Annotated in this window: 20 protein-coding genes; 4 read left to right on the forward strand and 16 right to left on the reverse strand. The window is 44.6% G+C overall.

The annotated features are described in order from the left end of the window. Positions 1-98: 98 nt before the first annotated feature. A complete protein-coding gene (locus AB4Z30_RS14390; protein WP_441927441.1) occupies positions 99-821 on the reverse strand; it encodes an amino acid ABC transporter ATP-binding protein in 723 nt (240 codons plus the stop codon). Beyond that, the gene (locus AB4Z30_RS14395; protein WP_441927584.1) at positions 808-2247 is read right to left on the reverse strand and encodes an ABC transporter substrate-binding protein/permease; all 1440 of its coding nucleotides are present in this window, start codon (positions 2245-2247) and stop codon (positions 808-810) included. Before AB4Z30_RS14395 ends, AB4Z30_RS14390 begins: the two co-directional genes overlap by 14 nt. Before the next feature lie 224 nt (positions 2248-2471). Between AB4Z30_RS14395 and AB4Z30_RS14400 the strand changes: the two genes are divergently transcribed. Beyond that, positions 2472-3647 carry a M20 family metallopeptidase gene (locus AB4Z30_RS14400; RefSeq protein ID WP_441927443.1) on the forward strand — a complete coding sequence of 392 codons (1176 nt, stop codon included), beginning with the start codon at positions 2472-2474 and terminating at the stop codon, positions 3645-3647. Between the two features lie 203 nt (positions 3648-3850). On the opposite strand, the gene glgA is transcribed toward AB4Z30_RS14400, so the two are convergent. Next, complete coding sequence (gene glgA, locus AB4Z30_RS14405) at positions 3851-5284, reverse strand: glycogen synthase GlgA (RefSeq protein ID WP_441927445.1); 1434 nt, start codon at positions 5282-5284, stop codon at positions 3851-3853. Next, a complete protein-coding gene (glgB, locus tag AB4Z30_RS14410) occupies positions 5281-7272 on the reverse strand; it encodes a 1,4-alpha-glucan branching protein GlgB (protein WP_441927586.1) in 1992 nt (663 codons plus the stop codon). Before glgB ends, glgA begins: the two co-directional genes overlap by 4 nt. A 226-nt stretch (positions 7273-7498) precedes the next feature. Between glgB and AB4Z30_RS14415 the strand changes: the two genes are divergently transcribed. Beyond that, positions 7499-8725, forward strand: a complete 1227-nt coding sequence (locus AB4Z30_RS14415; protein WP_441927447.1) for a glucose-1-phosphate adenylyltransferase — start codon at positions 7499-7501, stop codon at positions 8723-8725. Positions 8726-8826: 101 nt separating this feature from the next. Here AB4Z30_RS14415 and AB4Z30_RS14420 read toward each other — a convergent pair whose 3' ends face one another. The 5 genes from AB4Z30_RS14420 to AB4Z30_RS14440 all read right to left on the reverse strand — a co-directional run bounded on the left by AB4Z30_RS14420 (position 8827) and on the right by AB4Z30_RS14440 (position 14411). After that, a complete protein-coding gene (locus AB4Z30_RS14420) occupies positions 8827-10383 on the reverse strand; it encodes a sensor histidine kinase (RefSeq protein WP_441927449.1) in 1557 nt (518 codons plus the stop codon). Further along, positions 10380-11078, reverse strand: coding sequence for a response regulator transcription factor (locus tag AB4Z30_RS14425; protein ID WP_090916668.1), 699 nt, complete (start codon positions 11076-11078; stop codon positions 10380-10382). Before AB4Z30_RS14425 ends, AB4Z30_RS14420 begins: the two co-directional genes overlap by 4 nt. Positions 11079-11092: 14 nt before the next feature. Beyond that, a complete protein-coding gene (locus AB4Z30_RS14430; RefSeq protein ID WP_441927452.1) occupies positions 11093-12391 on the reverse strand; it encodes a hypothetical protein in 1299 nt (432 codons plus the stop codon). A gap of 29 nt (positions 12392-12420) precedes the next feature. Beyond that, positions 12421-13146 (reverse strand): phosphonate ABC transporter ATP-binding protein, encoded by a 726-nt coding sequence (locus AB4Z30_RS14435; RefSeq protein WP_154890435.1) that lies wholly within the window; start codon positions 13144-13146, stop codon positions 12421-12423. 83 nt (positions 13147-13229) lie between these two features. Next, positions 13230-14411 (reverse strand): MFS transporter, encoded by a 1182-nt coding sequence (locus tag AB4Z30_RS14440; RefSeq protein ID WP_441927588.1) that lies wholly within the window; start codon positions 14409-14411, stop codon positions 13230-13232. Positions 14412-14632: 221 nt separating this feature from the next. Here AB4Z30_RS14440 and AB4Z30_RS14445 point away from each other — a divergent pair, with 221 nt between their 5' ends. Together AB4Z30_RS14445 and AB4Z30_RS14450 are read left to right on the forward strand one after the other, a co-directional pair. Further along, complete coding sequence (locus tag AB4Z30_RS14445) at positions 14633-15553, forward strand: ArsR/SmtB family transcription factor (protein WP_441927455.1); 921 nt, start codon at positions 14633-14635, stop codon at positions 15551-15553. Between the two features lie 58 nt (positions 15554-15611). Beyond that, a complete protein-coding gene (locus tag AB4Z30_RS14450; RefSeq protein WP_441927457.1) occupies positions 15612-16376 on the forward strand; it encodes an HAD family hydrolase in 765 nt (254 codons plus the stop codon). A gap of 32 nt (positions 16377-16408) precedes the next feature. On the opposite strand, the gene AB4Z30_RS14455 is transcribed toward AB4Z30_RS14450, so the two are convergent. From AB4Z30_RS14455 to AB4Z30_RS14485, 7 genes are all read right to left on the reverse strand, one after another. Then, positions 16409-18718 (reverse strand): DNA topoisomerase 3, encoded by a 2310-nt coding sequence (locus AB4Z30_RS14455; RefSeq protein ID WP_441927459.1) that lies wholly within the window; start codon positions 18716-18718, stop codon positions 16409-16411. Positions 18719-18843: 125 nt separating this feature from the next. Beyond that, positions 18844-19311, reverse strand: coding sequence for a ferric iron uptake transcriptional regulator (gene fur / locus AB4Z30_RS14460; RefSeq protein ID WP_441927590.1), 468 nt, complete (start codon positions 19309-19311; stop codon positions 18844-18846). Between the two features lie 397 nt (positions 19312-19708). Continuing rightward, complete coding sequence (locus AB4Z30_RS14465) at positions 19709-21196, reverse strand: glutamate synthase subunit beta (RefSeq protein WP_441927461.1); 1488 nt, start codon at positions 21194-21196, stop codon at positions 19709-19711. 580 nt (positions 21197-21776) lie between these two features. Next, positions 21777-22265, reverse strand: coding sequence for a dihydrofolate reductase (locus tag AB4Z30_RS14470; protein WP_441927463.1), 489 nt, complete (start codon positions 22263-22265; stop codon positions 21777-21779). A gap of 30 nt (positions 22266-22295) precedes the next feature. Continuing rightward, positions 22296-23090, reverse strand: coding sequence for a thymidylate synthase (thyA, locus tag AB4Z30_RS14475; RefSeq protein ID WP_441927465.1), 795 nt, complete (start codon positions 23088-23090; stop codon positions 22296-22298). A gap of 282 nt (positions 23091-23372) precedes the next feature. Beyond that, positions 23373-24788 (reverse strand): dihydrolipoyl dehydrogenase, encoded by a 1416-nt coding sequence (gene lpdA, locus AB4Z30_RS14480; RefSeq protein ID WP_441927467.1) that lies wholly within the window; start codon positions 24786-24788, stop codon positions 23373-23375. A 3-nt stretch (positions 24789-24791) separates the two neighbouring features. Then, positions 24792-26114 (reverse strand): dihydrolipoamide acetyltransferase family protein, encoded by a 1323-nt coding sequence (locus AB4Z30_RS14485; protein WP_441927469.1) that lies wholly within the window; start codon positions 26112-26114, stop codon positions 24792-24794. Positions 26115-26154: the final 40 nt, after the last annotated feature.

Below are 26154 nucleotides of genomic sequence, written 5' to 3' on the forward strand. Positions count from 1 at the left end.
CCCACATCACCTATCATACTAAAACAAAATAGCGTTACCGGATTATTTGATCCGATAACGCTGTTATCCATTTGATTCTATATATAAGATTGGATGAATTAAAGTACCTTTGCAAGAAAGTCTCGTGTACGCGAATGTTTCGGAGCTCCGAACACCTCATCAGGGGTGCCTTCTTCGACGATAACCCCGCCATCCATAAACAGAATCCGGTCGCCCACTTCACGCGCGAAACCCATCTCATGCGTTACAATAACCATCGTCATTCCGCCTTCGGCAAGCCGTTTCATGACTTCCAACACTTCTCCGACCATCTCTGGGTCAAGAGCTGATGTTGGCTCGTCAAACAGCATAACATGCGGCTGCATGGCGAGTGCTCTTGCAATCGCAATCCGTTGCTTTTGTCCGCCTGACAGTTGATTGGGATATACATCTTTTTTGTCCGCCAAACCAACTGTCTTTAGAAGATCCTCGGCTATTTTGTTTGCTTCATCCGTGGATTGCTTTTTCACCTTGATTGGAGCAATCGTAATGTTTTGCTGAACAGTTTTATGTGGGAAAAGGTTAAAATGCTGGAACACCATGCCCATCTTCTCACGCGTAGCATTAATATTATGCTTGGGATCGGTAATCGACACGCCTTCAAAATTGATCTGTCCCGATGTTGGCTGCTCCAGCAGGTTAAGACAGCGCAAAAAAGTACTTTTCCCCGAACCCGAAGGACCAATAACTACAACGACCTCACCCTTGCCAATCGTCACGTCAATGCCTTTCAGAACATCATTTTTACCATATGATTTGTGTAATTGTCTAACGTCTATCACTTGCACCCAACTTCCTTTCCAATCGTCCGAGCAGCTTGGACAAAATAAATGTCATGACAAAGTATATCGCTGCTGCAATAATGAACGGGTTAAGACCCTGGAATGTGAGATTTTTAACGACACTTGCCTGATACATAATATCCACCATACCGATAACCGAGATAATCGATGATTCTTTGATGATCGTTACGAACTCGTTACCGATAGCTGGCAAAACAGCCTTGAAGGCCTGTGGCAGAATAATGTAACGCATCGCTGCGCCTCYGCCCATCCCAAGTGAACGAGCTGCTTCCAGTTGACCACGATCAACGCCTTGAATACCGGCGCGGAAAATCTCGGCGAGATACGCACCACTGTTAATGGAAAGCGTCATAATCCCTGCCTGAAGTGCCGAGAAGTTAATACCAAAGGTTAAGGACACCCCGTAATAGATAATCATGAGTTGTACCAGCATTGGCGTACCCCGGATCACCTCAACATAGGTAGTACCAATCCAGCGGAGAATTGCCATATTATGAAGACGGAACAGGCAGATGATCAGCCCGATAATAACTCCGAATAATACACCCAAAGCCGACAGCAGGAGTGTGTAACCGATACCTGTCGCATATAAACCTTTGTACTGCCAGAACAGTTGAAAAATATTTTGAGACTTGTTGACTTTATCAGCCATCAGGAGACTTGCTTCCGTAACCATTTGGTTGATTTTATCTTCACTTTTCAAGCGATCCAAGGTTTTGTTCACAGAGGCTAACAGCTCTGTATTGCCCTTACGAATCCCGACAGCTGCCTCAGCCTGCTCTTCATCTGGAACAGCTGCAGCAAGACCGATAATGTCATCCAGATACCCAGCAGCTACAGTATCTTCGACAATGGCTGCGTCAACACGTTTTGTTTGCAGTTGAAGCACGATGTCGGAGATTTTATCCAGTGAAGTTAGCTTTGCTCCTGGAATCTTTTGTCCAATCGTTTCTTGGATGGATCCCTTCTGCACACCGATTTTGACATTTTCCAGTGCTTTCATGTCTGGATATTTGTCCTTGTCGACATTGCGAACCATAATCACTTGTTTGGATCTATAATACGTATCTGAGAAATCAATGCTTTGCTTACGCTCATCCGTCGGTGTCATGCCCGAGACGACCAAGTCTACACGGCCACTCTGAAGCGCGGGTAGTAGTCCGTCAAAACCCATATCCTCAATAACGAGCTCGGCTCCGAGATCCGCTGCAATTTCTTTGGCAATTGCAATATCAAATCCAACGATTTCGTCTTTGCCATTGATGACTTTGTGGAATTCATACGGTGCAAAATCGGCACTTGTCCCTAGCACCAGTTTTTTACCGCCTGAGCTGTTGTCAGTCGTTCCACTCGCCAGCGCCGCAGGTGCAGCCGCCGTAAGAAAAAGAAGGAACGTTAACAGCATTACGGTATAACGACTTATTAATTTCAACCTTGTTCTCCCCTTACAATGCTATAATTACGATTACATACTGATTCGTCAGTCATGTTGATGACTGAGTCATTATAAAGTACAATGCATGATTATGCAATGCATTTTCAAGATTGAATCTTGACTTGTTTCTGAAAAAATACTGCAAACATGTTATAATCATTAAATTATTTTCAATTTGCCTAAGGAGTTAAGCTATGACAACCAATAAAAATCAGATCTTTACCGTTATTGATCAATATGCTTCCCGTTTCAAAGACATTTCATCATATATTGGAGCCCATCCTGAACTTGGCAATGAAGAATACTTGGCCTCCGCCCGTTTAAAGGAAGAACTTTCCTATCATGGATTTGTTGTGGAAGCTCCGATTCTTGGATTAGATACAGCTTTCATCGGAACTTACACTTCAAGCAAGCCGGGCCCGACGATTGCATTGTTATGTGAATATGATGCTTTGCCGGAAATTGGTCATGCTTGCGGACACCACTTAATCTGTATGATGAGCCTCGGGGCAGGCGTTGGCCTGAAAGCCATTGTGGACGAAGTCGGCGGAACGATCAAGGTGTTTGGTACACCTGCTGAGGAAACACGCGGGGCTAAAGTTCCGATGGCGGAAGCGGGGTTATTTGATGATAGCGATGTTGCACTTATGGCGCATCCGTTCTATGCCTACGAAAAATCAGGCAGTTCCCTCGCTATTGATGCTGTGCAATTTGAGTTTCATGGCAAATCCTCACATGCGGCAGCCAGTCCGCATGAAGGAATTAATGCACTCGATGCCGTCATTCAAACGTTCACTGGAATTAATGCCTTCCGGCAGCAAGTAAAGAGCAATGTTCGTATTCATGGAATCATTAACAGCGGCGGACAGGCTGCCAACATTATTCCGGACTATGCTTCTGCTCAGTTTTATGTACGTGCAGCCACACGTAAAGAACTGAATGTGCTGACCGAGCGGGTCATTCAGATTGCACAAGGTGCTGCACTTCAGACCGGATGTAAACTCGTGACATCCAACTACGAAACATCCTATGATGAGATGGTTACAAATGAGACCTTCTCTGACGCGTTCAGTCAGAATTTAATGGAACTTGGCATTCCGCAGGAAGAAATCGTCAGTGGAAACGACCATGGCTCGATGGATATCGGTAATGTCTCTCTGAGATGCCCAGCAATTCATCCTTATATCCGTGTTGTTGATGAAGTTCATACGTTGCACTCCATTGAATTCCGTGATTTGGCGTTGCAAGAACGTGCTCTGGACGGCATGATTTTGGGAGCCAAAGCGCTCGCTGCTACAGCTTATGATGTTTTGAGCAAGCCTGAACTACTACAAGCCATCCGTAAGGAATTTGAGCAATTCAGTCGCTAAAACTGCTTTTTTTCGATCACAGATACACCGAACCATCTTTAAGTAAGAAGGATCGCATGTGATTCAGGGATATATTTGGACCGCATTGAATGATGTCATTCAAGTCCGGAATCCAAACTTCCCATTTTTTTGTAATATCAACGTAATAACAAAAGCCGCAGCTTTTAAACTGCGGCTCTCCATGCATAAATAAAAGCTTATTCTTAGATCACATGAATTCGACGATAAATATCCATATATTCCTCCGCCGATACATCCCAGCTATATTCCCCACTCATTGCATTTTTAACTATTTTCTTCCACTCATCCGACTTACGATAGAACTCTTCTGCACGCCGAATGGTATTCATCATGTCATGTGCATTAAAACTAGTAAATGAGAAGCCGTTACCTTCTCCTGTGAACTCATTGTAAGCTTGAACCGTATCGTTTAGTCCCCCTGTTTCCCTTACCAGTGGTACACTTCCATAACGCAATGCCAGCAACTGACTGATTCCACACGGCTCAAATTTGGATGGCATCAGGAAGATGTCGCTGCCTGCGTAAAAACGGCGAGATAACCCGTCATTGAATGTGATCTGTGCTGACATTTTTAGTGGATAACGATTAGCCGCCTCTCTGAACCAATGTTCATAAGCTGAATCTCCAGTCCCCAGCACGGCGAATTGAATGTCATCATAGTAGAGCAGTTCATCCAGAACACGGCATACCAGATCCAGTCCTTTGGAATCAACAAGCCTGGTTACCATGACCATCAAAGGTGCGTCTGGACGAACCGGAAGTCCCAGTTCTTTTTGCAATTCGATTTTATTCTCAATTTTTTTGGACAAGCTTGATCTGTATTTGACTGCAATTTTGTTGTCTGTTGCCGGGTTATAACTTTTGGTATCTATGCCGTTCACTATGCCGCTGAAGCGATCACCGAGCGAACTCAATAGTCCATCAAGTCCATACCCATAATACGAAGTCTGCACTTCTCTGGCATAGGTTGGGCTCACCGTTGTCACATGATCAGAATACACAATTCCTGCTTTTAAGAAATTGACATTCCCATAATATTCGGCGCCTTCCATCGTGAAATACCGATCATCAAGTTCCAGAATTTCGCTGAATAACTCGTGTGGGAATACACCTTGATACAACAAGTTATGTATGGTGAACACCGTTCGGATCCCACTATAGAAGGCATCATGCGCATAGTGAGCTTTAAGAAGTAAGGGTATCATACCCGCATGCCAATCATGTGTGTGCAGGACGTCCGGCTTGAAATCAATCTGCGGAAGCACCTCAAGTACAGCACGGTTGAAAAAAGCAAATCGCTCTCCATCATCCATGTACCCGTAGACTCCGTCCCGTCCAAAGTAATACTCATTGTCTACAAAATAAACGGGTATCCCGTCAAATTCCAGCATTTCAATTCCACAATATGCTCTACGCCATCCCAAAGGCACATCCGTAACAAGGACAGGCTTCATCGCCTCTTTGTGTTCTTCGGAAATCCCTTTATATTTTGGCAAAATCACTCGAACATCTGCGCCGTTTTTCTTCAAAGCCTGTGGAAGTGCACCAATCACATCTGCTAGTCCGCCCGTTTTAATAAAAGGATGTGCTTCGGCCGCTGCAAATAAAATATTCATGCCTTTGTCCCCCTATCCGTTTTTAACGTGCTATTCTCTTTTTTTTCTATATTTTTTTCTGTCTTTTTTTTCGATTTCACGGAAGCGCTACCTTCAGCGATGGGCTCCGTTTTCCGACGTGTATTCTTTTTTAAAATCACGATGCTGAGCGGTGGTAAATCCACTTCCAAGCTGTTTGCATGCCCGTGAAATGGAATTTTTTCTGTAGGGATCTGCATATCATTAGTTATCCCTGAGCCACCGTAATCCGAATGATCACTGTTCAAAATTTCGGTATACATACCGGGACGCATGACGCCAATCCGGTAACGCTCCCTTTTAACTGGTTGAAAGTTAATGAGCACAAGGAGTGTATCCGCAGGTTTTTTTCCTTTGCGAACATATGAAATGACACTTTGGCCTTGATCATCCGGAGTGATCCATTCATAACCGTCAAAGGAATGATCAAGCTCCCATAAAGCTTTTTCACGAACGTATAGCTCGGAAAGCTCACGTTCAAACTTGTGCAGGCTTCGATGACTGTCATAATCCAGCAAAAACCAGTCCAGTTGATCCTCATCTTTCCATTCGATGAACTGGCCAAACTCTCCACCCATGAACAACAGCTTTTTGCCCGGGAATGTCATGAAATAACCGAGGAACGCGCGCATACCTGCGAATTTCTGCTCATAACTTCCTGGCATTTTGTTCAAAAGAGACTTTTTACCATGTACCACCTCGTCATGAGACAGAGGAAGCACGTAATTTTCAGAAAAGGAGTATACAACCGGGAAAGTCAGCAAATGATGTTTGGAAGGACGTTCATGAAAATCAGATTCCATATAGTCGAGCGTATCATTCATCCAGCCCATATTCCATTTGTAGTTAAAACCAAGACCACCCTTGTCCACTGGCATGGTGACCATTGGCCACGCACTGGATTCTTCGGCCATCATCAAAGCATAAGGAAAATATTCAAAAACAGTTTTGTTCAATTCTTGCAAAAAAGCAACAGTTTCCTTATTCTCTAGGCCACCTTCGTCGTTGGTTCGATATTGATCTGGTGTCTTTTCAAAATCGAGACGAAGCATGCTCGTTACCGCATCAACACGGAGCCCGTCAAAATGGTACATCTCCATCCAGTACAATGCGTTGGAAATCAGGAAGGATCGCACCTCCGGTTTGGAATAATCAAAACTAAGTGTACCCCAGCCCGGCTTCTCGGCTATCATTGGATCTGCGTATTCGAACAAAGGGGTACCATCAAACAGACGTAGTCCGTGCGCATCCTTGGCAAAATGAGCAGGCACCCAATCCAGCAATACACCAATTCCAGCCTGATGTAGTGTATCCACCAGATACATCAGATCTTTTGGCTGCCCATAACGGCTTGTTGGTGCATAAAAACCGGTATTTTGGTATCCCCATGACAGGTCATACGGATGCTCGCTAAGGGGCATCATTTCAACATGGGTATACTTCATTTCGAGTAAATAAGGAATAAGCAATTCCGCTATCTCACGATAACTATACAGACTGCCATCATCCTTGCGTTTCCACGTCCCTAGGTGCATTTCATAAATATGTAAAGGTTTGTTATACATCGTGCGTTGTTTTCGTCGCCACGCGCCATCATTCCACTTGTATCCCTCAATGGAACTTGTGACAGATGCCGTTTGAGGACGTATTTCAGCCTGAAATGCATAAGGGTCTGCTTTGAGGCATTCGGTTCCATCTTCCGTTAAAATGCGGAATTTGTATAAAGTACCTTCTTCAATTCCCGKAAAGAAACGACTCCAAAATCCCGAATCGGGTATCTTATATAAAGGTTCCTTTTCACCTTGCCATCCATTGCGGTCCAAAGCCAGTCCCACTTCTACGGCATTGGGTGCCCATACGGTAAAGCGGAACCCTTGACGGTGATCGCGAGTCTCTGGATGCGCGCCCAACATTCGATAACTGTGATGAAGATTACCTTCATGAAATAAATAAATATGCTCAGATAACATATCCGGTTGTGCCAGCGGTTCAATAGCCAAAGGATCACCTTCTTTTCTCCAGAAAATAGATATAACGCTAACCATTACCCCATTCTAGCCAACTTGAAAAGAAAAATGCGTTGTTTTAAAAAATGATGTATTTTTTCAGAATTTTTACAATAGCTATCGTTTCAGAGGCTTCGCTTTCGTTTACTAATGTACTACACTGCACAAATATTTTGGGAGGGAAACGATCATGTTTAATAAAGATTGCATCGCTATGCTGTTGGCGGGAGGAGAAGGAAAGCGATTAGCCCCTTTAACCTCGAGGATTGCAAAACCCGCTGTACCGTTTGGCGGGCATTACCGGATTATCGATTTTCCTCTCAGTAACTGCGTTAACTCAGGAATCGACACTGTAGGTGTTCTGACGCAGTACCAAGCGGAATCACTGCACGAACATATTGGTCAAGGAGAGCCATGGACACATGGTGATTCAAATGAGACCGGAATCTCCTTGCTTCCATCTTATCATACAGGAAATGACGAATACTTGGGAACTGCGGATGCCATATATAAAAATATCGACTATATTGACCAGCAAAACCCCGAAAATGTTCTAATTTTGTCGGGTGACCACATTTATCATATGAATTATCGTGAGATGCTCGAGGAACACAAGGCCAATAATGCCCTGGCTACGATTTCTGTCATGGAAGTGCCTTGGGACGAAGCACATCGATTCGGAATTATGGCTGCGGACGAAAATATGCGCGTGACCGAATTCGCCGAAAAACCGGCTGAACCTAAAAGTAATTTGGCTTCGATGGGCATCTACATGTTCAACTGGAAATATCTGAAGCGTCATTTGCTTGAGGATGCCGCGAATCCCAATTCTAGTCATGATTTCGGTAAAGACGTCATTCCACAGATGTTAAATGAAACCAATTCCCTTTATGTATATAACTTCAATGGATACTGGAAAGATGTTGGTACGGTGAAAAGCCTTTGGGATGCACACATGGATCTGTTATATAACGAAGAAAACTGGAGCCTTCAGAGAGAAGACTGGCCTATGTTTACTCGCGAATGGCGTTCCAAACCTAGCGCACTTAAAACAAGACAGACACAGATGGAGCATCTCGCTTCTATGGTTCACGATTCTTGCGCCATCGAAGGCCGTGCTGAACGCTCTGTCATCTTCTGCGGAGCTGAAGTGGGTAAAGGCTCTGAGGTACTGGACAGCGTCATTATGCCTAATGCACGCGTAGGCCGCGGGGTTCATATCGAACGTGCAATTATTGGCGAAGGAGCCATTATCAAAGATGGCGCCATCGTTAAGGGTACTGCAGACGAAATTGTTGTCGTTGGACCCAACGAGATCGTTGCACCAAAACCAGCCGTTCGCACACAGCCTGTACGTATACTTAAAGAAGTGTATGAGAAAAGCGGCCGTCTCCGTGCTGGTGAATTATCCTCATAACAAAATAGATATAAAAAGGCGAGCCATTATGGCCTCGCCTTTTTCGTTTCTCTGTATAATTGTCGTTGTTCGTTGTTTGCTACAACAATGACAATGACGGATTAGCGCTTCTCGCCCTCCGCCGATGGGTCATCAGCCTGTATCCGTTCACTCTCATCAGGCTCCGAAGTTACATTAGCTGGTTTCCCTGATGTATCAATTCCGCCGCTCAGCGCTTCCTCGAATGTTAAATCTTGCTCAACAGGAGTTACCTCCTGCTTAAGCATAGGTAAGGATACAGTCACAGTCGTTCCTGATCCCAGTTCACTTTGCATCGTGATGGTACCATCATGCAGCTCCACGAGCTCTTGGGTGATGGCAAGACCAAGTCCTGTGCCTCCATTTTGGTGATTTACCTGGAAGAAACGATCCCTTACTTTAATCAAATGTTCTTCGCTGATCCCGATGCCTGTATCCTGCACAACCGCAACGATCTGATCATTTTCTTCTTTCACTGTCAGGAAGATCCATGAATTCTCATGTGAGAATTTGATTGCGTTGTCCACGATGTTTAAGAACACCTGCTTCAAACGATTGCCATCACCATATACATTGTAGGCATGTGTCTCGTCCGTCTCCAACTTTAGATGTACCTGCTTTTGTTCAGCTTTGGCCCAAACGTTCAGCATGGTTTCTTGCACAACTTCACGGATATTAACCGTGCCTTTAACCAGCTTCATCTGATTTTGTTGCAGTTTGGAGAAATCGAGCATCTCTTCCACGAGTCCAATCAAACGCTCTGTTTCCTTGGCGATGATGCCCATGCCAATGCGTGTTTCATCCGGGTCGTATCCACCTGAATCGAGTGTTTCACTCCAGCCTTTGATACTGGTCAGCGGTGTACGCAATTCATGGGAAATGGACGAAATGAAATCGTCCTTAATCTGGTTACTTCGCACAATTTCATGAGCCATGAAGTTAAGTGTTGATGCAAGTTCACCAAGTTCATGCTTGTAATTCCCTTTAACCCTCACATCCAGTCGCCCTTTTGCCATCTGAGCAGATACCGCTGTGATACTGTTGATGGGACGCACGATGGAGTTGGCCATGCCAATACTGATAATTAACACGATGGCGAGTACACCTACACCTACGGCAATTGCCAGCAACCCCATGACGAGTAATTTAGAGTTTACAGATTCGAGTGATGTCAGATAACGCACAATGTACGTATTTTCACCACCTAGGTCAAATTTGTTGGCAACCGCCATCACCGATTCGCCGGTATTAGGCTGTCGTCCAATCCACCGTCCCATATCTCCGTTTAATGCCTGCATAATGTCACTCGTTTGTAGCACCGCTCGATCTGACTCAAATGCCGTCGAACTCGCCAGCACACGTCCATTCAGATCCAAAATCTCAAGTTCGGTATTGTCTAATGCAAGACGAACCAGAAGCCGGGACAAGTTATTATTGCCATCTTCCCCATTACTGGCTCTGGCAATGGGCTCAAGGAAGTCCCTGTTATTGGTAATGTGAGTACTGATGGTATTGTAAATGCTCTCATAATAATACCGCTGCACAGCCAGCATAAACACAAACTCTACAAGCACCAGAGCGAGGAAAACGACAATAAAGTAGTGTAGTACGATCTGCCGCGTGATCCCCTTTTTAATCATTGATCCCGGCCTTTCCATTTGTACCCGTGACCCCACACAGTTTGCAGGTATTCAGGCTCGGAAGGATTGTTCTCAATTTTTTGACGTAAACGACGGATATTCACATCAACAATTTTCGGATCACCCATATACTCTTTGCCCCATACGTGATCCAGCAGCAGGTCACGACTCAGCGGTGTGTTTTCTTTTTCCAGGAAGAACTGGATTAACGAGAATTCGGTAGGTGTCAATTCAATTGCTTCATTATTCTTTTTAAACTGTTTGGAGATCAGATCCAGTGAAAACGGCCCTGATTGAAACGTTACTTTAGCTGCGGTTTCACGATGTACATTGACACGACGGAGCAACGATTGAATCCGTGCAATCAGTTCAGTCGGGCTGAACGGTTTGCTTACGTGATCGTCTGCTCCAACGGAAAGGGCATATACTTTATCCTGCTCCTGTACTTTGGCTGTCAGAAAAATAATACCGAGTCTTTCGTTCGTTTCACGAATCCGTCTACACACTTCAAATCCATCAATGCCGGGAACCATAACGTCCAGTAATGCCAGATCAATATCCGGAACGGATTGCAAGATACGCAAGGCTTCATGACCATCACCCGCTTCCAGCACTTCAAACCCGTTTCTTTTCAAATTAATGACAATAAAACTGCGGATGGATTCTTCATCCTCAAGAATAAGTACTTTACTCATCAAGTTCTTCCTTTCTATTCAGCTGAGAAGTTTTTGCTTAATGCATCCTTGCCCGCTTCAGATTGTGCAACACGCGATGCAATGACCCGATCTTTCGTGCGAGTAATTTCCTTCCAGCTTTTCCCCTTTTCAAGATCCCACTGAGAAAACGTAAAATATTTGATCTCGGCTACGGTTTCATCCGTTTTGATCATTTTGAATCGAATATATTTTTCCTTCTCCGATTTGGTATCAATTGTGATCTTGCCATACCATTCAGGCTTTAAGTTCAGATGGAACAAATCGGCATCATCCCGGAACTGGAATGACACAAACTTCTTCCCCTCTTTTCCATCCCACTGGTAGAATGTATAAAACCACATTCGTGAATCAAATACGTAGTGCTCCCAGCCTTTTGGTGTTTCTTTCAATCCAAACTCAATAATACCATCATTATTCACATCACCGCTTAAAATTTTGTCATCTCTGTACGTTTGATCGGGAGATTTAAAAGCGCTGACGAGTTTGTTGTCTTTAACATACATAATTTGTGTAAACGAACTTCGATCATCGAGATCTGCATCGAGCACAATCCCCATTTTTCCTTCGGCAATCTCACCGCCAAGGGCATTATATATTTCTTTGACCGTATAATCCGTTACGACACGATCGATTTCCTTGAAACTGTCATCCTGATACTGATACAGAGCAATGCTGGCGAATCCGCTGGCGTTCAGCGAGACAACAACAAAATCACTCTTACCATCTCCGCTTAAATCAAGCGCATTGCCTTGCATGTCATCAATAATCACCTGATTGTACGGTACGCCACCGAGCACTTGTTCCAAGACTCCGCCTTTATAAGAATATGCCGTTAAGGCTTTCTGATCCTGCAAGCTGACACCGACAATAATGTCCGGGTTTCCATCGTTTGTAATATCCATGACTTTGAATGACTCCAGCTCATTGCCTGGTACATCAAACGTGAGTTTTTTGACCCAGGCACCCCCTTGCTCCTCCAAAATCATGCCGTGGATACGCACATTTTCATTAGGTGTCTCATAAAAAACACTGGCCTCGCGAATGCCGTCACCATTCAGATCTTCTACACGAATCATACTGGTGTTGCTCATATCTTTGGGCCGAATCAATTTACTTTCAGGCGGTGTTTCCTTCTGCACAATGTTATACAATTTCTCCTTGTCCGTAGACATCATCGGCGGCTTCATTAGAAGCTTAGGGTCACTGATTACCGTACATCCACTCAGCACCGTTCCGAGCAGAACAGCCATCGCACCTGCCGTCATACAGCGTCCCCATCGCGAATTAAGCAATCTCATCACTCTTTTCATATGCACTCATTTTAAATCTGATTTTTCTCCTGCTGAGTCAATCTCCGTCCTCGTATGTCAAAAGCGATCCTGCCTTCTGCGATTCCCCAGATTCGGGAAGCGTGCTTCTCTGCCAGCTCAATTGGCAACACGGCAATGACCGTAGCTCGTTCCTCTTCACATAATTTACGTAGCGTTTCCAATACTGCATCAGCCGTATGAGGATCAAGTCCAATGACCGGTTCGTCTGCTAGGACCACCTTTGCACCGTGTGCAAGCGCTCTTGCAATGGCAACACGCTGTTTTTCACCGCCACTCATTTTTTCAGCAAGTTGGTGTGCTTTATCGAGTAATCCCAGACCTTCGAGGTGATCCATCGCTCCCATGTAGTCATCTGATCGTACCATGCCCGTTGCCATCCGCCACAATGGTGTCTGTCCAAAGCGACCGATAAGTACGTTTTTCAGTGCAGTTTTTCTGGGATAGAGTTGCGGGTTCTGCTCCAAGTATGCCCATTCCCGCCGGATTTTTTGTTTACCGCTCCAGCCTTCTTTCAAAATATCCATGCCGTCAACGGTAAAACGTCCTGAATCCCATGTCTCCTTCATTGCCAAACATTTCAGCAACATGCTTTTGCCGCTCCCGCTGGACCCGACCACCGCAATCATTTCTCCTTGTTGCATATCAAAACGAATATCACGCAGAATCGGAATACGATCCGCTCCAACGGATTTACTCAAGTTCTCCACTCTGATCATCGCGATGTCTCCTCTTGTCCATGTTTTTCCCTACTACTAGTGTACTCGGAAATGGACATCAATTTCCATGCGAACACCAGCTTCTATTTTAACACAAATTCCGCTTCACGTTTACGTCGAAATAATAGTCCTGTTACACCAAAAATCAAATACATACAACCAAGCATAATAAACATACTTCCAGGTGAAACCCAGTTAATCAGTTGACCTCCCAGATTCGGTCCGACTATACTTCCAATCGTAAAATGGAATGACGCTACTACATTGGCTGCAGGTAGTAACCCTTTAGGTAAAATATCTGCGGCATAAGCAAGTCCCAGCGAGAAAAATGAACCAACAAGTCCTCCTGCAATAAGTAACAACACAAGTGTCATCCAAAAATGCGTACCCGAAAATGGTACTAGTACAAATGCAAGGCCGCCGCCAATTCCAGCTATCATGAGAATTCTTTTTCGGCCATAACGGTCACTTAATATCCCAAGCGGAAGCTGAAGAAACAATCCGCCGATCCCTATAAAAGGAAGCAATGAGGCGATCTGATTGGTGTCATATCCGATTCGAAGTCCGTAAACCGGGAAATTACTGTTCATGCCAGCTTCCATATAACCATATAAAAGAGCTGGCAACAGTGCATACCATGCCCAAGCGAAACTGCGGCTAAAGCGTCGTTCCGGCAAATGAGCATGTTCTAATTTTTCCGGCTTGGTGTCCGGCAGTTTCATGAGTACCAGAATGAGTACGGCCGCTACGCCTACAAATAGCACCAGGAAAGGAACTGCATCACCAAACCCGAGCAGCTTGATACCTAATGGTCCAATACTGAATCCAAGGCCGTAAGACATGCCATAAAGTGAAATATAACGTCCTCTCTTCTCCGGCGCAGTAACTAGCAGCACCCACAATTGGGCAGCGTAATGCAAGGCGCTGTCTCCGATGCCAACAATAAGGCGGAGCACAAACCATATTTTTATGTCGGGGAAATAAGGAAACAGGATCAAAGGAAGCATAACCAGAATCAAACCGCCTACAATCAGTTTTTTGAACCCCAGAGCTCCGAGTAAACGTTCGGCTGCCAGTGTCATGGCGAATGAGCCAATATAAAGCGCAGCAGCATTCAGCCCGTTTACCCCTGGAGAAACGCCTTGCTGTTCCAGAAAAATCGATAACACAGGCAGTAATAGTCCCTGACTGATCCCAGCTACCACAATTACGGTAATCAGGATCAAGTAATTTAAAGTTGAGGGTGATATTTTAGATTTGAACATCAATGCCACGACATTTCATTCCTCCTGCAAGCGCAAACAAAGAAAAATCGCCATCGCTGACGATCTCTAGGCTGTTATTTATATGGGTGTATACTTTCTTTATAAATCGGGTCTAAGCCCCGAACTTGAACATTATAGTGGACAACGCCCGGTAAAACAAGCCATAATAGTACATAAGTCGCTGTGAATACCTAGATGTGACGGGAGGATTCTGCATCATTATGGCTTATCACGTTAAAATTGATGTCTCACCGATATATGAGATGCTAAACAGCTTTTTGGTATATGTCACGAAAAAGTGGATTCAGCATCTGGACATTGGTCCTGAATGGATTCTGGACGTTGAAGGCAAGCTAAGTTCCAACGTGCGGGCTGCGCTTGCACCTGCTGCCACGTGGCCCTTTGACGATTTCGATGTCCTGTTTGCCTGGGCGGCATATCAGAACACAACCTCAGAGAATCAGGAATTTCTGGACATGCTCGCAGAACTTTCAGCTGATGAATTGTTTGCGCGCATATCTCCTTTAATGCCTGAAATTACAATAGAAGAATCGATGCGTATTCGAAACAGCTACGTCCCATTATTGCGACTATGGGATCAGCACTACTGTCAGAATATAAGCGAAGATCACCGCGTATGGCTTGAAGAAGACGCTGAAGAAAAGCGTATTCTGCTTGAAAAGATGGGCCCTGAACTGTTAATTGAATATGCTACTGCGGGTGTTATCGTTGAACCGATGCCTGGTTTAAACGAAGTGATTCTGTTTCCTACTGTGCATAACCGTCCAATCAACATGTATTGCTTTTATGAAGGCATGATGATTATGCAATATCCGGTAGATACACCTGAAGAGAATGAAGATGAACCGCCAACGTGTTTGCTAAGATTCACGCATGCTTTGGCAGATCCTGAAAGACTTCGCCTGTTAAGATATGTATCGGATGAGCCAAAGTCACTCTCGGAAATGTGTGAGGAATTGGGCAAAGACGAAGACCCTGTGAAGGATCAGGTTATGGCTCTTCGTATTGCAGGTTTGCTGCGTACACATTTGCTCGGAAGCAACCGTAAAGAAAAATACAGCATTCGTCCAGATGGTGTATCTGAATTGAATATGTTTCTGGAATCCTACATTCGCATCTGAGTGATGTGAACGAATTTTGAGTTATCCGCAACAAGCGCAGGCAAGGAGTGAACTAGCATTGACTTTACTAAAACAACATATATTGTTTGACCTGGATGATACACTCGTGTATTGCAACAAATATTTCAATCTTGTTCTGGGAGAATTCTTCGAAAATATGCAGCAATGGTTTGATGGGCATGCCCTGACTACACAACAGATTAGAGAGAAGCAGCTCGAAATCGATGTTACCGGTGTGAACAAAGTCGGATTTGCAAGTCACCATTTTCCACAGTCACTGATTGATACGTATCGATATTTTTCCCAAAAGTATACCCGACCGACGTCAACCAGAGAAGAAACGTATTTAAGCAAACTCGGTATGAGTGTTTACACTCAGGAAGTTGAGCCTTACCCGCATATGGTTGAAACGTTGGAAGAGCTTAAATCTGCTGGGCACTCTCTTTATTTATATACTGGTGGGGAGACCGTAATCCAGCAGCGAAAAATTGATCAGATGAAGCTCTCCATTTATTTCGATGATCGGATCTATATTCGTCAGCACAAAAATATTGAAGCACTGGAAGGCATCTTGTCCAAAGGCCCGTTTGAACGGCGCTCAACCTGGATGATTGGCAACTCGCTTCGCACAGACATTATGCCTGCCGTGAATGCCGGAATTCACAGCATCTATATCAAACAACCCAATGAATGGCAATATAACATTGTTGAGCTGCAGCCGAATCCGGAGACTTCCATGTATACAATTACTGCACTGGAAGAGGTCCCCAAAGTTATTCATGAAGATATAGAGCAGCAACAGCAAAAAAGAACCCTTGGATAAAAGGGTTCTTTTCTTTTTGTGCCTATCAAACTTTACGATGAGGTTTCCAGCTTCTCTCCGGATAACTGACCTGTGACAACATCCTTCAGAATAATACGCGCCTTCACTGTACTTCCGTCCTTGCGTTTGAATGAAAGAACTTGCGTGCTGCCCTTCTCTACCAAGGACTTCAGCATCGCACTTGTTATTTTTTTGCCAGCGTATTCTTTCCAGACTACGAATGTACATCCTTCTTTGAAACGGGAACAGCCATATCCCTTCTTGCCCTCGATAATATACCCATTGCAGTCAGGTGATGGACATGAAGCAAGTACTTCCCTTGCGCCAGAAGGAGTCGTACTCTTTTGAGAGGTCGTGCGAGTACTTGATGCCGTGTTTGCAACCGATGCCTTCGGAGCTCTGGCACCAACGGAAGACTTACTCGCCGCTTTGCTCGCAACGCCTCCGCCTTTTCCGTTGCCTTTTTTGCCTCGCGCATCTTCACCAAATGCATCAGCAGCTGCTGGAGCCTGGACACGAACTTTTTCAATAATAGACAACGTGAACTTTTTGACGTTTTCCATGAACTTGTCCTGTCCTGCTTCACCTTTGGAGATTTGATATAACCGGCGCTCCCATTGTCCAGTCATCTCAGGCGACGTCAACAGATCTACACCTGCACGGCGGATCAATTCAATCGCCGTTCGTCCCTTAAGGGTCAATTGCATCTTCTTCCCTTGCATCGTAATGTAACCTACGTTTTTGAGACGTTCGATCGTAGCTGCTCGTGTAGCCGGGGTTCCCAGACCACTATCCTTCATCGCATCACGCAACTCTTCATTCTCAATCTGTTTGCCTGCACTCTCCATCGCCTTGAGCAGCGTACCCTCGGTATAGCTTTTGGGCGGCTGGGTCGCTTTCTCTTTGAACTCACTCTTCGTACAATGAACAGGCAAATCAGGCTGTACAGCGAAGGCTTTGTCCGTCCATTCCTCTGCCTCCTCTTCTTCATTGCTGTTTTTCTTCGCTTTTTTCTTACCCGAAGCCCCTTGCTCCGGATCACCTGAACCAAGTACCACCTTCCAACCGATGGACAACAGTTCTTTTACAGACGTTTTGAACTGATAATTTTCTACTTCCGTAAGTACAGTATGCTGCTTATACTCCGCTGGTGGATAGAAATGAGACAGAAAACGTCTCACAATCAAATCATAAATATTTTGCTCGTCCTTAGACAGCGTTCCCGGTCGTTTCAATGTTGGCAAAATGGCATGATGATCCTCTACCCGGCTTGGATTACAGACCGCTTTGTTATTTTTATGCACCAATTCAGGCTTTGCCCCTATAGCCAGCTCGCTGTACGTTCCGTTTTTAAGTAAATTCAGCGTTTTGTGCATGCCTTCAATGTTCTGCTCGGTCACATAGTTGGAATTCGTACGTGGGTAAGAGATCACTTTATGTTTTTCATACAAAGCCTGTGCAATATCTAACGTCTTTTTAGCACCATAACCATATTTCGCATTCGCCTCCCGTTGCAAAAGGGTAAGGTCATACAACCGATATGGATAGTCCTTCGTTTGTTTGGCTTCATATTTAATAATCTGGCCTGTTTTACCCTTCACACTTGTCGCAATCGACTCCGCCTCTTCGGCATCCGTAAGTTTATCGCCCTGACGCACGCCACGGTATTCAACACCTTCTTGGCGAAACCAGGCCGCTACTTCATAGAACGTCTGTGACTGAAATGCCTCAATCTCGATTTCACGATCATAAATTAACGCTAATACAGGTGTCTGAACACGTCCTACAGACAAAAGTGCATTATGTCTTGTTGTAAACGCCCGCGAGGCATTCATGCCAATCAGCCAGTCAGCTTCACTTCGTGCACGCGCAGCATGTGTCAGATTTTCGAATTCTGCGGCATCTTTCAGTCCATCAAATCCGCGCCGAATACTTTCGGCTGTCAAATCCGATATCCACAGACGTTTTACAGGCTGTCGCAGCTTCAATTGCTGCTGAATAAGCGCAAAGATATACTGTCCTTCCCGACCGGCATCACAAGCGTTAACGATCGCTGAAGCACGCTTTGCGAGTTCTCCGATGATTTTGAGCTGATCCTTTGTACGCGGATTCGGAACAATTTTGAATTGCTCCGGGATGATCGGCAAATCCGCGATATTCCAGCGTTTGTATTTTGAATCATAGGCATCCGGTTCAGCCAGTCCAAGCAAATGCCCAATCGCCCAAGTGATAATGTACTGTTCACCCTCCAGGTAGGTGCGATTATTTTTGGCTTTTGGTTCTATGACGGCGGCAATGGTTCTCCCCATATCGGGTTTCTCCGCAATAACCAGTGTCTTCATCCGTCCATCTCTCCTCCTATACCGCCAGTACGACGGCAAAAAGGGGCCTTCCGCCGACGGAAGCCCCTTGCTTCTGAAACTCATTATATCAGATTTTGGATTCAAGAGCACCTATTCGGCATGAATTAACCCGCTGCTGGCTCATTAAGCTCATGTTTTTGTCTGCACTCTTTGCATACTCCTTGAAAATCAAGCCGATGATCTGTGACAGCAAAACCATACTGACGTAGAACCTGCTGCTCCAATCGAAGCAGTCCGTCTTCCATAATTTCTTCCACACTGCCACATTCCGTACAGATCAAGTGGTGATGATGATGAGAGCCGTCTGTGCTGCGCAGATCAAAACGAGCCGCCCCATCGCCGAAGTTAATCTTCTCTACAACCTGCAGGTCACTAAGTAACTCCAGCGTGCGATAAACCGTTGCGAGCCCGATCTCCGGAAACTTTTCTTTCACCAGGAGAAATACTTCTTCCGCACTAAAATGATCCTTCTCATGTTCCAACAGTACACGTACCGTCACTTCACGTTGTTGGGTTAACTTATATCCTTTATCCACCAATTGATTTTTGATTTGGTGAATTTGCTCCGAAATGGACTTGTCCCGATTGTTAGCCATACGGGTGCACCTCCGTTATAAATTAAGTTGCTTTTTCTTACTTAAACCATTCTTCTTTCAAGTACTCACGTTATGTCATCTTTAACTTTAAAGTCTTATATTGTTAGATTTTAAATCCAGCTTACATCATCATTTAATTTCATTATCATCTCTTATTTATAATAATTATAATCTAATAATAAGTCTTTATCTTATAAAATGCAATGCTTTCAATCACACTTTCATAAAAACTGAATGGAATTCGAGGTGTTTTTTTGTAAACATACACAGCAAATAACCCCCGCATATGCGAGGGTTATTTATTGCTATATGGACTCTACTCATATTATATAATATCAAAATATTAACAACAAAATGATCTACAAAAACAAGCTTAGACCAATACAGTTGCGCCCATCAAATATTTATCGACTTCACGAGCGGCTTCACGACCTTCATTAATAGCCCATACCACCAGACTTTGACCACGACGCATATCACCAGCTGCAAATACTTTGTCCACATTCGTGTTGTATTTGCCATAACGTGCTTTGACATTTGTGCGACGATCCGTTTCAAGCCCCAGTTGTTCAACCAGCGTTTGTTCCGGTCCGTCGAAACCAATAGCAATCATTGCCATTTGTGCAGGGAATACCCGCTCTGTACCTGGAATAGGCTGATAAATTTTGCGACCTGTCTCATCAACGATACGTTCAATTTGAATCGTATGCAGTTCTTTGAGATTACCCTCATCATCACCAACGAATTTGGTCGTCATAATGGAGAATTCACGCGGGTCTTGACCAAACAAGGCTTTGGCTTCTTCTTGCGCGTAATCCAGTGTGTATACGTTCGGAAATTGTGGCCAAGGATTGTTAATTGGATCACGTTCCAGCGGAGCCTGAGTATGTGTACCAAATTGAGTGATCGTGCGGCACCCATGACGCAGCGATGTAGCTACGCAGTCAGAGCCTGTATCCCCGCCACCAATAACAATGACATCTTTATCCTTCGCAGAGATGTAGTTGCCATCCTCCAGGTTGGAGTCCAGGAAGCTTTTGATGCTTCCATTCAGGAAGTCCATCGCATAGTGTACACCTTTCAGGTCAGCACCTTCAATGTTAAATTCACGCGGCTTGGTTGCACCGCCGCACAGAACAACAGCATCATAATCATTAACAAGTTGCTCAGCCGGAATATCTTTTCCGATCTCTGTATTCGTAATAAACTCAATTCCTTCAGCTGCCAGCAGATCTACACGACGTTGTACCACTTTTTTATCCAGTTTCATCGTAGGGATTCCGTACATCAACAATCCGCCGACACGGTCTGAACGTTCATATACGGTTACCGTATGTCCAGCTTTGTTTAATTGAGCCGCTGTTGCAAGTCCCGCTGGACCTGAACCGACTACAGCTACACGCTTGCCTGTGCGTTTCTCCGGTGGTTGTGGTACAACCCAGCCTTCTTCGAACCCTTTTTCAATAATGGCTTCTTCAATCGTTTTGATCGTTACAGGCTGACCAATGAGGCCCACTGTACATGATCCTTCGCAAGGAGCTGGGCAGATACGTCCTGTAAACTCTGGGAAATTGTTCGTTTTGTGAAGGCGCTCCAATGCTTCCTTCCACAACCCACGGTAAACGAGATTATTCCATTCTGGAATCAAGTTATGAACCGGGCAGCCTGACGTACCGCCAGTCATATCTATACCTGTATGGCAATAAGGGGTACCACAATCCATGCATCTTGCACCTTGTGTTCTGAGCTCTTCTTCAGCCATATGTTTATGAAACTCTTCCCAATCCTTGATGCGCTCCGCTGGCTCTCGATCGGCAGGGAGCTGCCGTTTGTATTCCATAAATCCAGTAGGTGTAGACATCTTACGTTTCCCCCATCCGTTCTTGTCTTAATCCCTTCATGCGCATGACTCTATATGAAATGGATTACTCTTTTACCTGAGTTTTTGTCTATTGTATCACAAAATCTACTCAAAGATATTTCAATTATAGTAGCATTTACGACAGTGAATATTAAATGGATTATCCGCATAATTATTTGTATTTTATACATCATAGCGTTCATATGAACGTATGGTCAATAGCTTAAAATTTGGTCATAAAACACAGCATGTTACTTTCTTAAAAACGAAAGTTGAAAAGAAAAATTGTAATAACGTTATATAAATGTAAGATAAATTGTCATTAAAATCAAGATTTTTAGAGAAATTATACTCATTTAGGAAATTCAAGTTCGATTTAAAGCTTTACAACGTTGAAACCCTACAGTTTTTAGACTATTCAGTCATTTTCACTTGTTCAGTCTATGCATATTATGCAAAATCAACCATCTACTATGTTATATTGATGTGAAGAATATTCCATTCAGACATGATTACCTACAATTACATAAAAAAGACACTGTTCACGAAAAATTCGCGGAGCCAGTGTCATTGATATCTTCTATCTTTTACGCTCATAAAACTCGAATGTAAAAGGATAAATATTTTTTTCGTCTTGCTCGCCTTCAATCTGCTTCGTTAACTCCCATTCTGACCAGTCTACTTCAGGAAAAAACGTATCTCCCTCAAACTCTTCATGAATTCTGGTCACAATGAGCCGATCTGCAAACGGTAAAAACTCCCGATATACCTGAGAACCTCCGATCACGCAAAGATCTTCACCCTGAGCTACCTTCACTCCTTCTTCAATCGTATGTACGATCTCAGCCTGATCCGCTCTATAATTCAAGTCCCGAGTGACAACAATATTACGACGCTGTGGAAGGGGTTTACCACCAAAAGACTCCCACGTATTGCGTCCCATAATAATCGTTTTGTTGATCGTTTGCTGCTTAAAAAAGGCCATATCTTTCGGCAATCGCCAGGGAAGAGAGTTATTACGTCCAATCACGCCATTCTCTCCCATTGCCCACACTAGTTCAATACTCAAAGGTCGTACACTCCCCTCCATTGAATTTATTTAAACTGCAATTGGAGCTTTAATGCCCGGATGATGCTCATAATTCTCAAATTCAAAATCCTCAAACTTGTAATCAAAAATGGAATCAGGCTTACGCTTGATCACCAGCTTAGGCAAAGCAAAAGGCTCCCGCTCCAGCTGCGTTCTCACCTGCTCCACATGATTGGAATAGATGTGCACATCACCGCCAGACCAAATGAAATCACCTACTTCAAGATCACATTGCTGTGCAATCATATGTGTCAGAAGTGCATAACTCGCAATGTTAAACGGCAAACCGAGAAAAGTATCCACGGAACGCATCGTCAGCATACAGGATAATTTACCCTCAGCTACATAAAATTGAAACGCAAAATGACAAGGCGGCAGTTTCATGTTGTTAATCTCGGCCACATTCCACGCACTCACCAAATGACGGCGGGAATCTGGATTGTTTTTGATCGAATCCACAACTGCTGCAATCTGATCTATTTTCTCCCCGTTCGGTGCTTCCCATGTACGCCACTGTGAGCCATACACTGGTCCAAGATCACCGTTTTCGTCGGCCCAGTCATCCCAGATCTTCACACCATTTTCTTTCAAATAGGCAATATTCGTATCTCCGCTCAAAAACCACAACAACTCATGAACGACCGATTTCAAGTGAATTCGTTTGGTCGTTACAAGTGGGAAACCTTCGGACAAGTCGTATCGAAGCTGTCTGCCAAATACGGATTGCGTTCCCGTTCCGGTCCGATCCCCTTTGTGTACGCCATTATCCAATATATCTTGTAATAAATCGAGATAGTTTTTCATGTTGGTATCTCCTCGCATCTCTATATATGTTTCACACTCACTTATACCCATTAGGGTGCAGACTAGTCAAGTCTGATCATTACTAAAGTGTACCACAATTGAGTACGAGGATGAAATGAATTCACTAAACAAGTTGAGGAGTGTATTCTTCCGTCATTTTATGCACACCGATATTCTGATCTTCTCAATTACAACTCAAAAAAGAGACGAACAACGCGTTAGCGCCATTCGCCTCTTTTGAATGTACATATAATTACGGACGAATCCGATGCTTCGATGATCTTAACGGGAGATAATGTGGATCGGGTGACCCATTACCAATTCCGCTGCTTCCATCACGATTTCACCCAAAGTTGGGTGAGCGTGAATAGTCAGCGCCAGATCTTCCAAAGTTGCACCCATCTCGATTGCAAGACCAAGCTCTGCAATCAGGTTGGAAGCTTCAAGACCAACGATTTGGCAACCCAATACAAGGCCAMTTTCTTCGTCAGCAACGATTTTCACGAAGCCTTCAGCATGGTTCAAAGATACTGCACGGCCATTACCCGCATAAGGGAATTTGCCTGCTTTCACTTTGTAACCTTTTTCTTTTGCTTCTTTTTCCGTGTAACCTACGCTAGAGCACTCCGGATCTGTGAACACAACAGCTGGCATACATTTGTAGTCTACTACAGATGGTTGTCCAGCGATTGCTTCCGCAGCCACTTTACCTTCATAAGAAGCTTTGTGTGCAAGAGCGAGACCGGATACGATATCACCGATTGCGAAGATGTGAGGGATGCTTGTGCGACCTTGGTGGTCAACTTTAACGAAACCGCGCTCGTCAACGTCAACGCCGATCATATCCAGACCCAGTTCTCCGTCTGTATTAGGACGACGGCCTACAGTAACGAGCAGGTAATCTGCAGTTACTTCTTTGGACTCACCATTTACAGAATATTTAACAGTTACATCTTTATCTGTTTGCTCAGCGCTTTCCGCTTTTGCACCCGTTACGATTTCGATGCCTGTTTTCTTCATGTTTTTAGCCACAAGGCTAGTCATGTCTTTATCGAAACCTGGCAGTACAGTATCCAAACCTTCGATAATCGTTACTTTAGCACCGAATTTGGAGTACATTTGACCAAGCTCAGCACCGATGTAGCCGCCGCCGATAACGATCATGCTTTTTGGTACTTCAGGCAGGTTCAATGCTTCTGTCGAAGACAAGATGCGTCCGCCAAACGGGAAAGGTTTCAGTTCGATTGGACGGGAACCTGTTGCGATAATTGCATTTTTGAATTTGTAACGCGGAGATTCGTGATCGTTGAATACACGCGCTTCGTTTTCGTTGATGAACATGCACTCACCGTTGAAAACTTCAACTTTGTTGCCTTTGAGCAAACCAGCTACGCCGCCAGTCATTTTCTTAACAACGCCGTTTTTGAATTCTTGAGTTTTGCCAAAATCCACTTTTACGTTCTCTGCGGAGATACCAAATGCTTCGCCGTGAAGAGCGGATTCATATTGGTGTGCAGCCGAGATCAGAGCTTTGGATGGGATACATCCACGGTTCAAACATACGCCGCCCAGTTCGGATTTGTCTACGATCAATACGCTTTGGCCCAGTTGTGCGGCACGGATGGCAGCTACATAACCGCCAGGTCCTGCACCAATTACTAATGTGTCGATATTGAGAGAAGCGTCGCCTACTACCATATCTTACACCTCCATAACAAGCAGCTCAGGGTTAGCGAGCAGCTGTTTAATGTAATTCATAAAGTTTTGTGCTGTTGCGCCATCGATGATACGGTGGTCGAAGCTCAAGGACAATGCCATTACAGGTGCTGCAACAACTTCGCCATTTTTGATAACCGCTTTTTCGCTGATGCGTCCTGTACCCAGGATTGCAACTTCTGGGAAGTTGATGATTGGAGTGAAGAACATACCGCCAGCAGAACCGATGTTACTGATGGAAATTGTGCTTCCTCTCATCTCGTTCGCGCTCAGTTTGCCATCGCGGCCACGAGCTGCCAAATCACGGATGGAATCAGCGATCATCCAGATGGATTTGCGATCAGCATCTTTGATTACAGGAACGATCAGGCCGTTGTCTGTATCAGTAGCGATACCGATGTTGTAGTATTTTTTGTACACAATTTCATTTGCTTCTTCATCAATCATTGCGTTCAACGCCGGGAATTGACGGGAAGCTGCAACCAATGCTTTAACGATGAATGGCAAGTAAGTAACTTTTGTGCCTTTTTTCTCTGCAATTGGTTTCATGCGCGTACGGAATGCAACCAGTTCAGTTACGTCCACTTCGTCCATGATTGTTACGTGCGGTGCAGTGTAAGCCGATTTAACCATTGCATTGGAGATCGCTTTACGGATACCTTTGAATGGTACGCGCTCTTCTTCAAGGCGTTGATCAGCTGCTGCAGCTGCAGGCGCTGCGGATTTTTTCTCTTCTTGAGCCGGAGCGTCGGAAGATGCCACTGCGGAAGAACCGCCACCATTTTTGAAGGATTCTACATCTTCTTTAGTTACTTTACCGTTGTTGCCAGTACCGTTAACCTGAGCGATGTCTACACCTTGCTCACGAGCAAATTTACGAACGCTTGGCGTAGCCAAAACGTCTTTTGCAGGAACTGCAGGAACGCTGTTGTTGCCGCCTTCTTGAGCTGCATTGGAGCTGGAAGCTGCTGCAGAAGAGCCGCTAGTATCTGCTCCACCTTGTGCTGCGTCTTTCTCTTGTGCGCCTTGGTCTTCAGCAGGAGCGTCGTCTTGCTCAGGCAGTTCGCCTTCTGCATCGATAACTGCTACAACTTCACCAACGTGGCAGATTTGACCGTCTTTAGCGAAAACTTCAGTTACTGTTCCGTTTACCGGACAAGGAACTTCAACAACCGCTTTATCGTTCTGTACTTCCATGATGATATCGTCGTCAGTTACTTTGTCCCCGACTTTGATGTGCATCTTGATGATTTCGCCTTCGTGAAGGCCTTCGCCTAGTTCAGGGAATTTATATTCAAATTTAGCCAACTGAAAAACCTCCTTGATTATTTGCTCCATCCTGAAAACA

Origin of the sequence: Paenibacillus sp. 2TAF8 (genome assembly GCF_052114825.1) — a bacterium.
In the GTDB taxonomy this organism is placed as follows: Bacteria; Bacillota; Bacilli; order Paenibacillales; family Paenibacillaceae; genus Paenibacillus.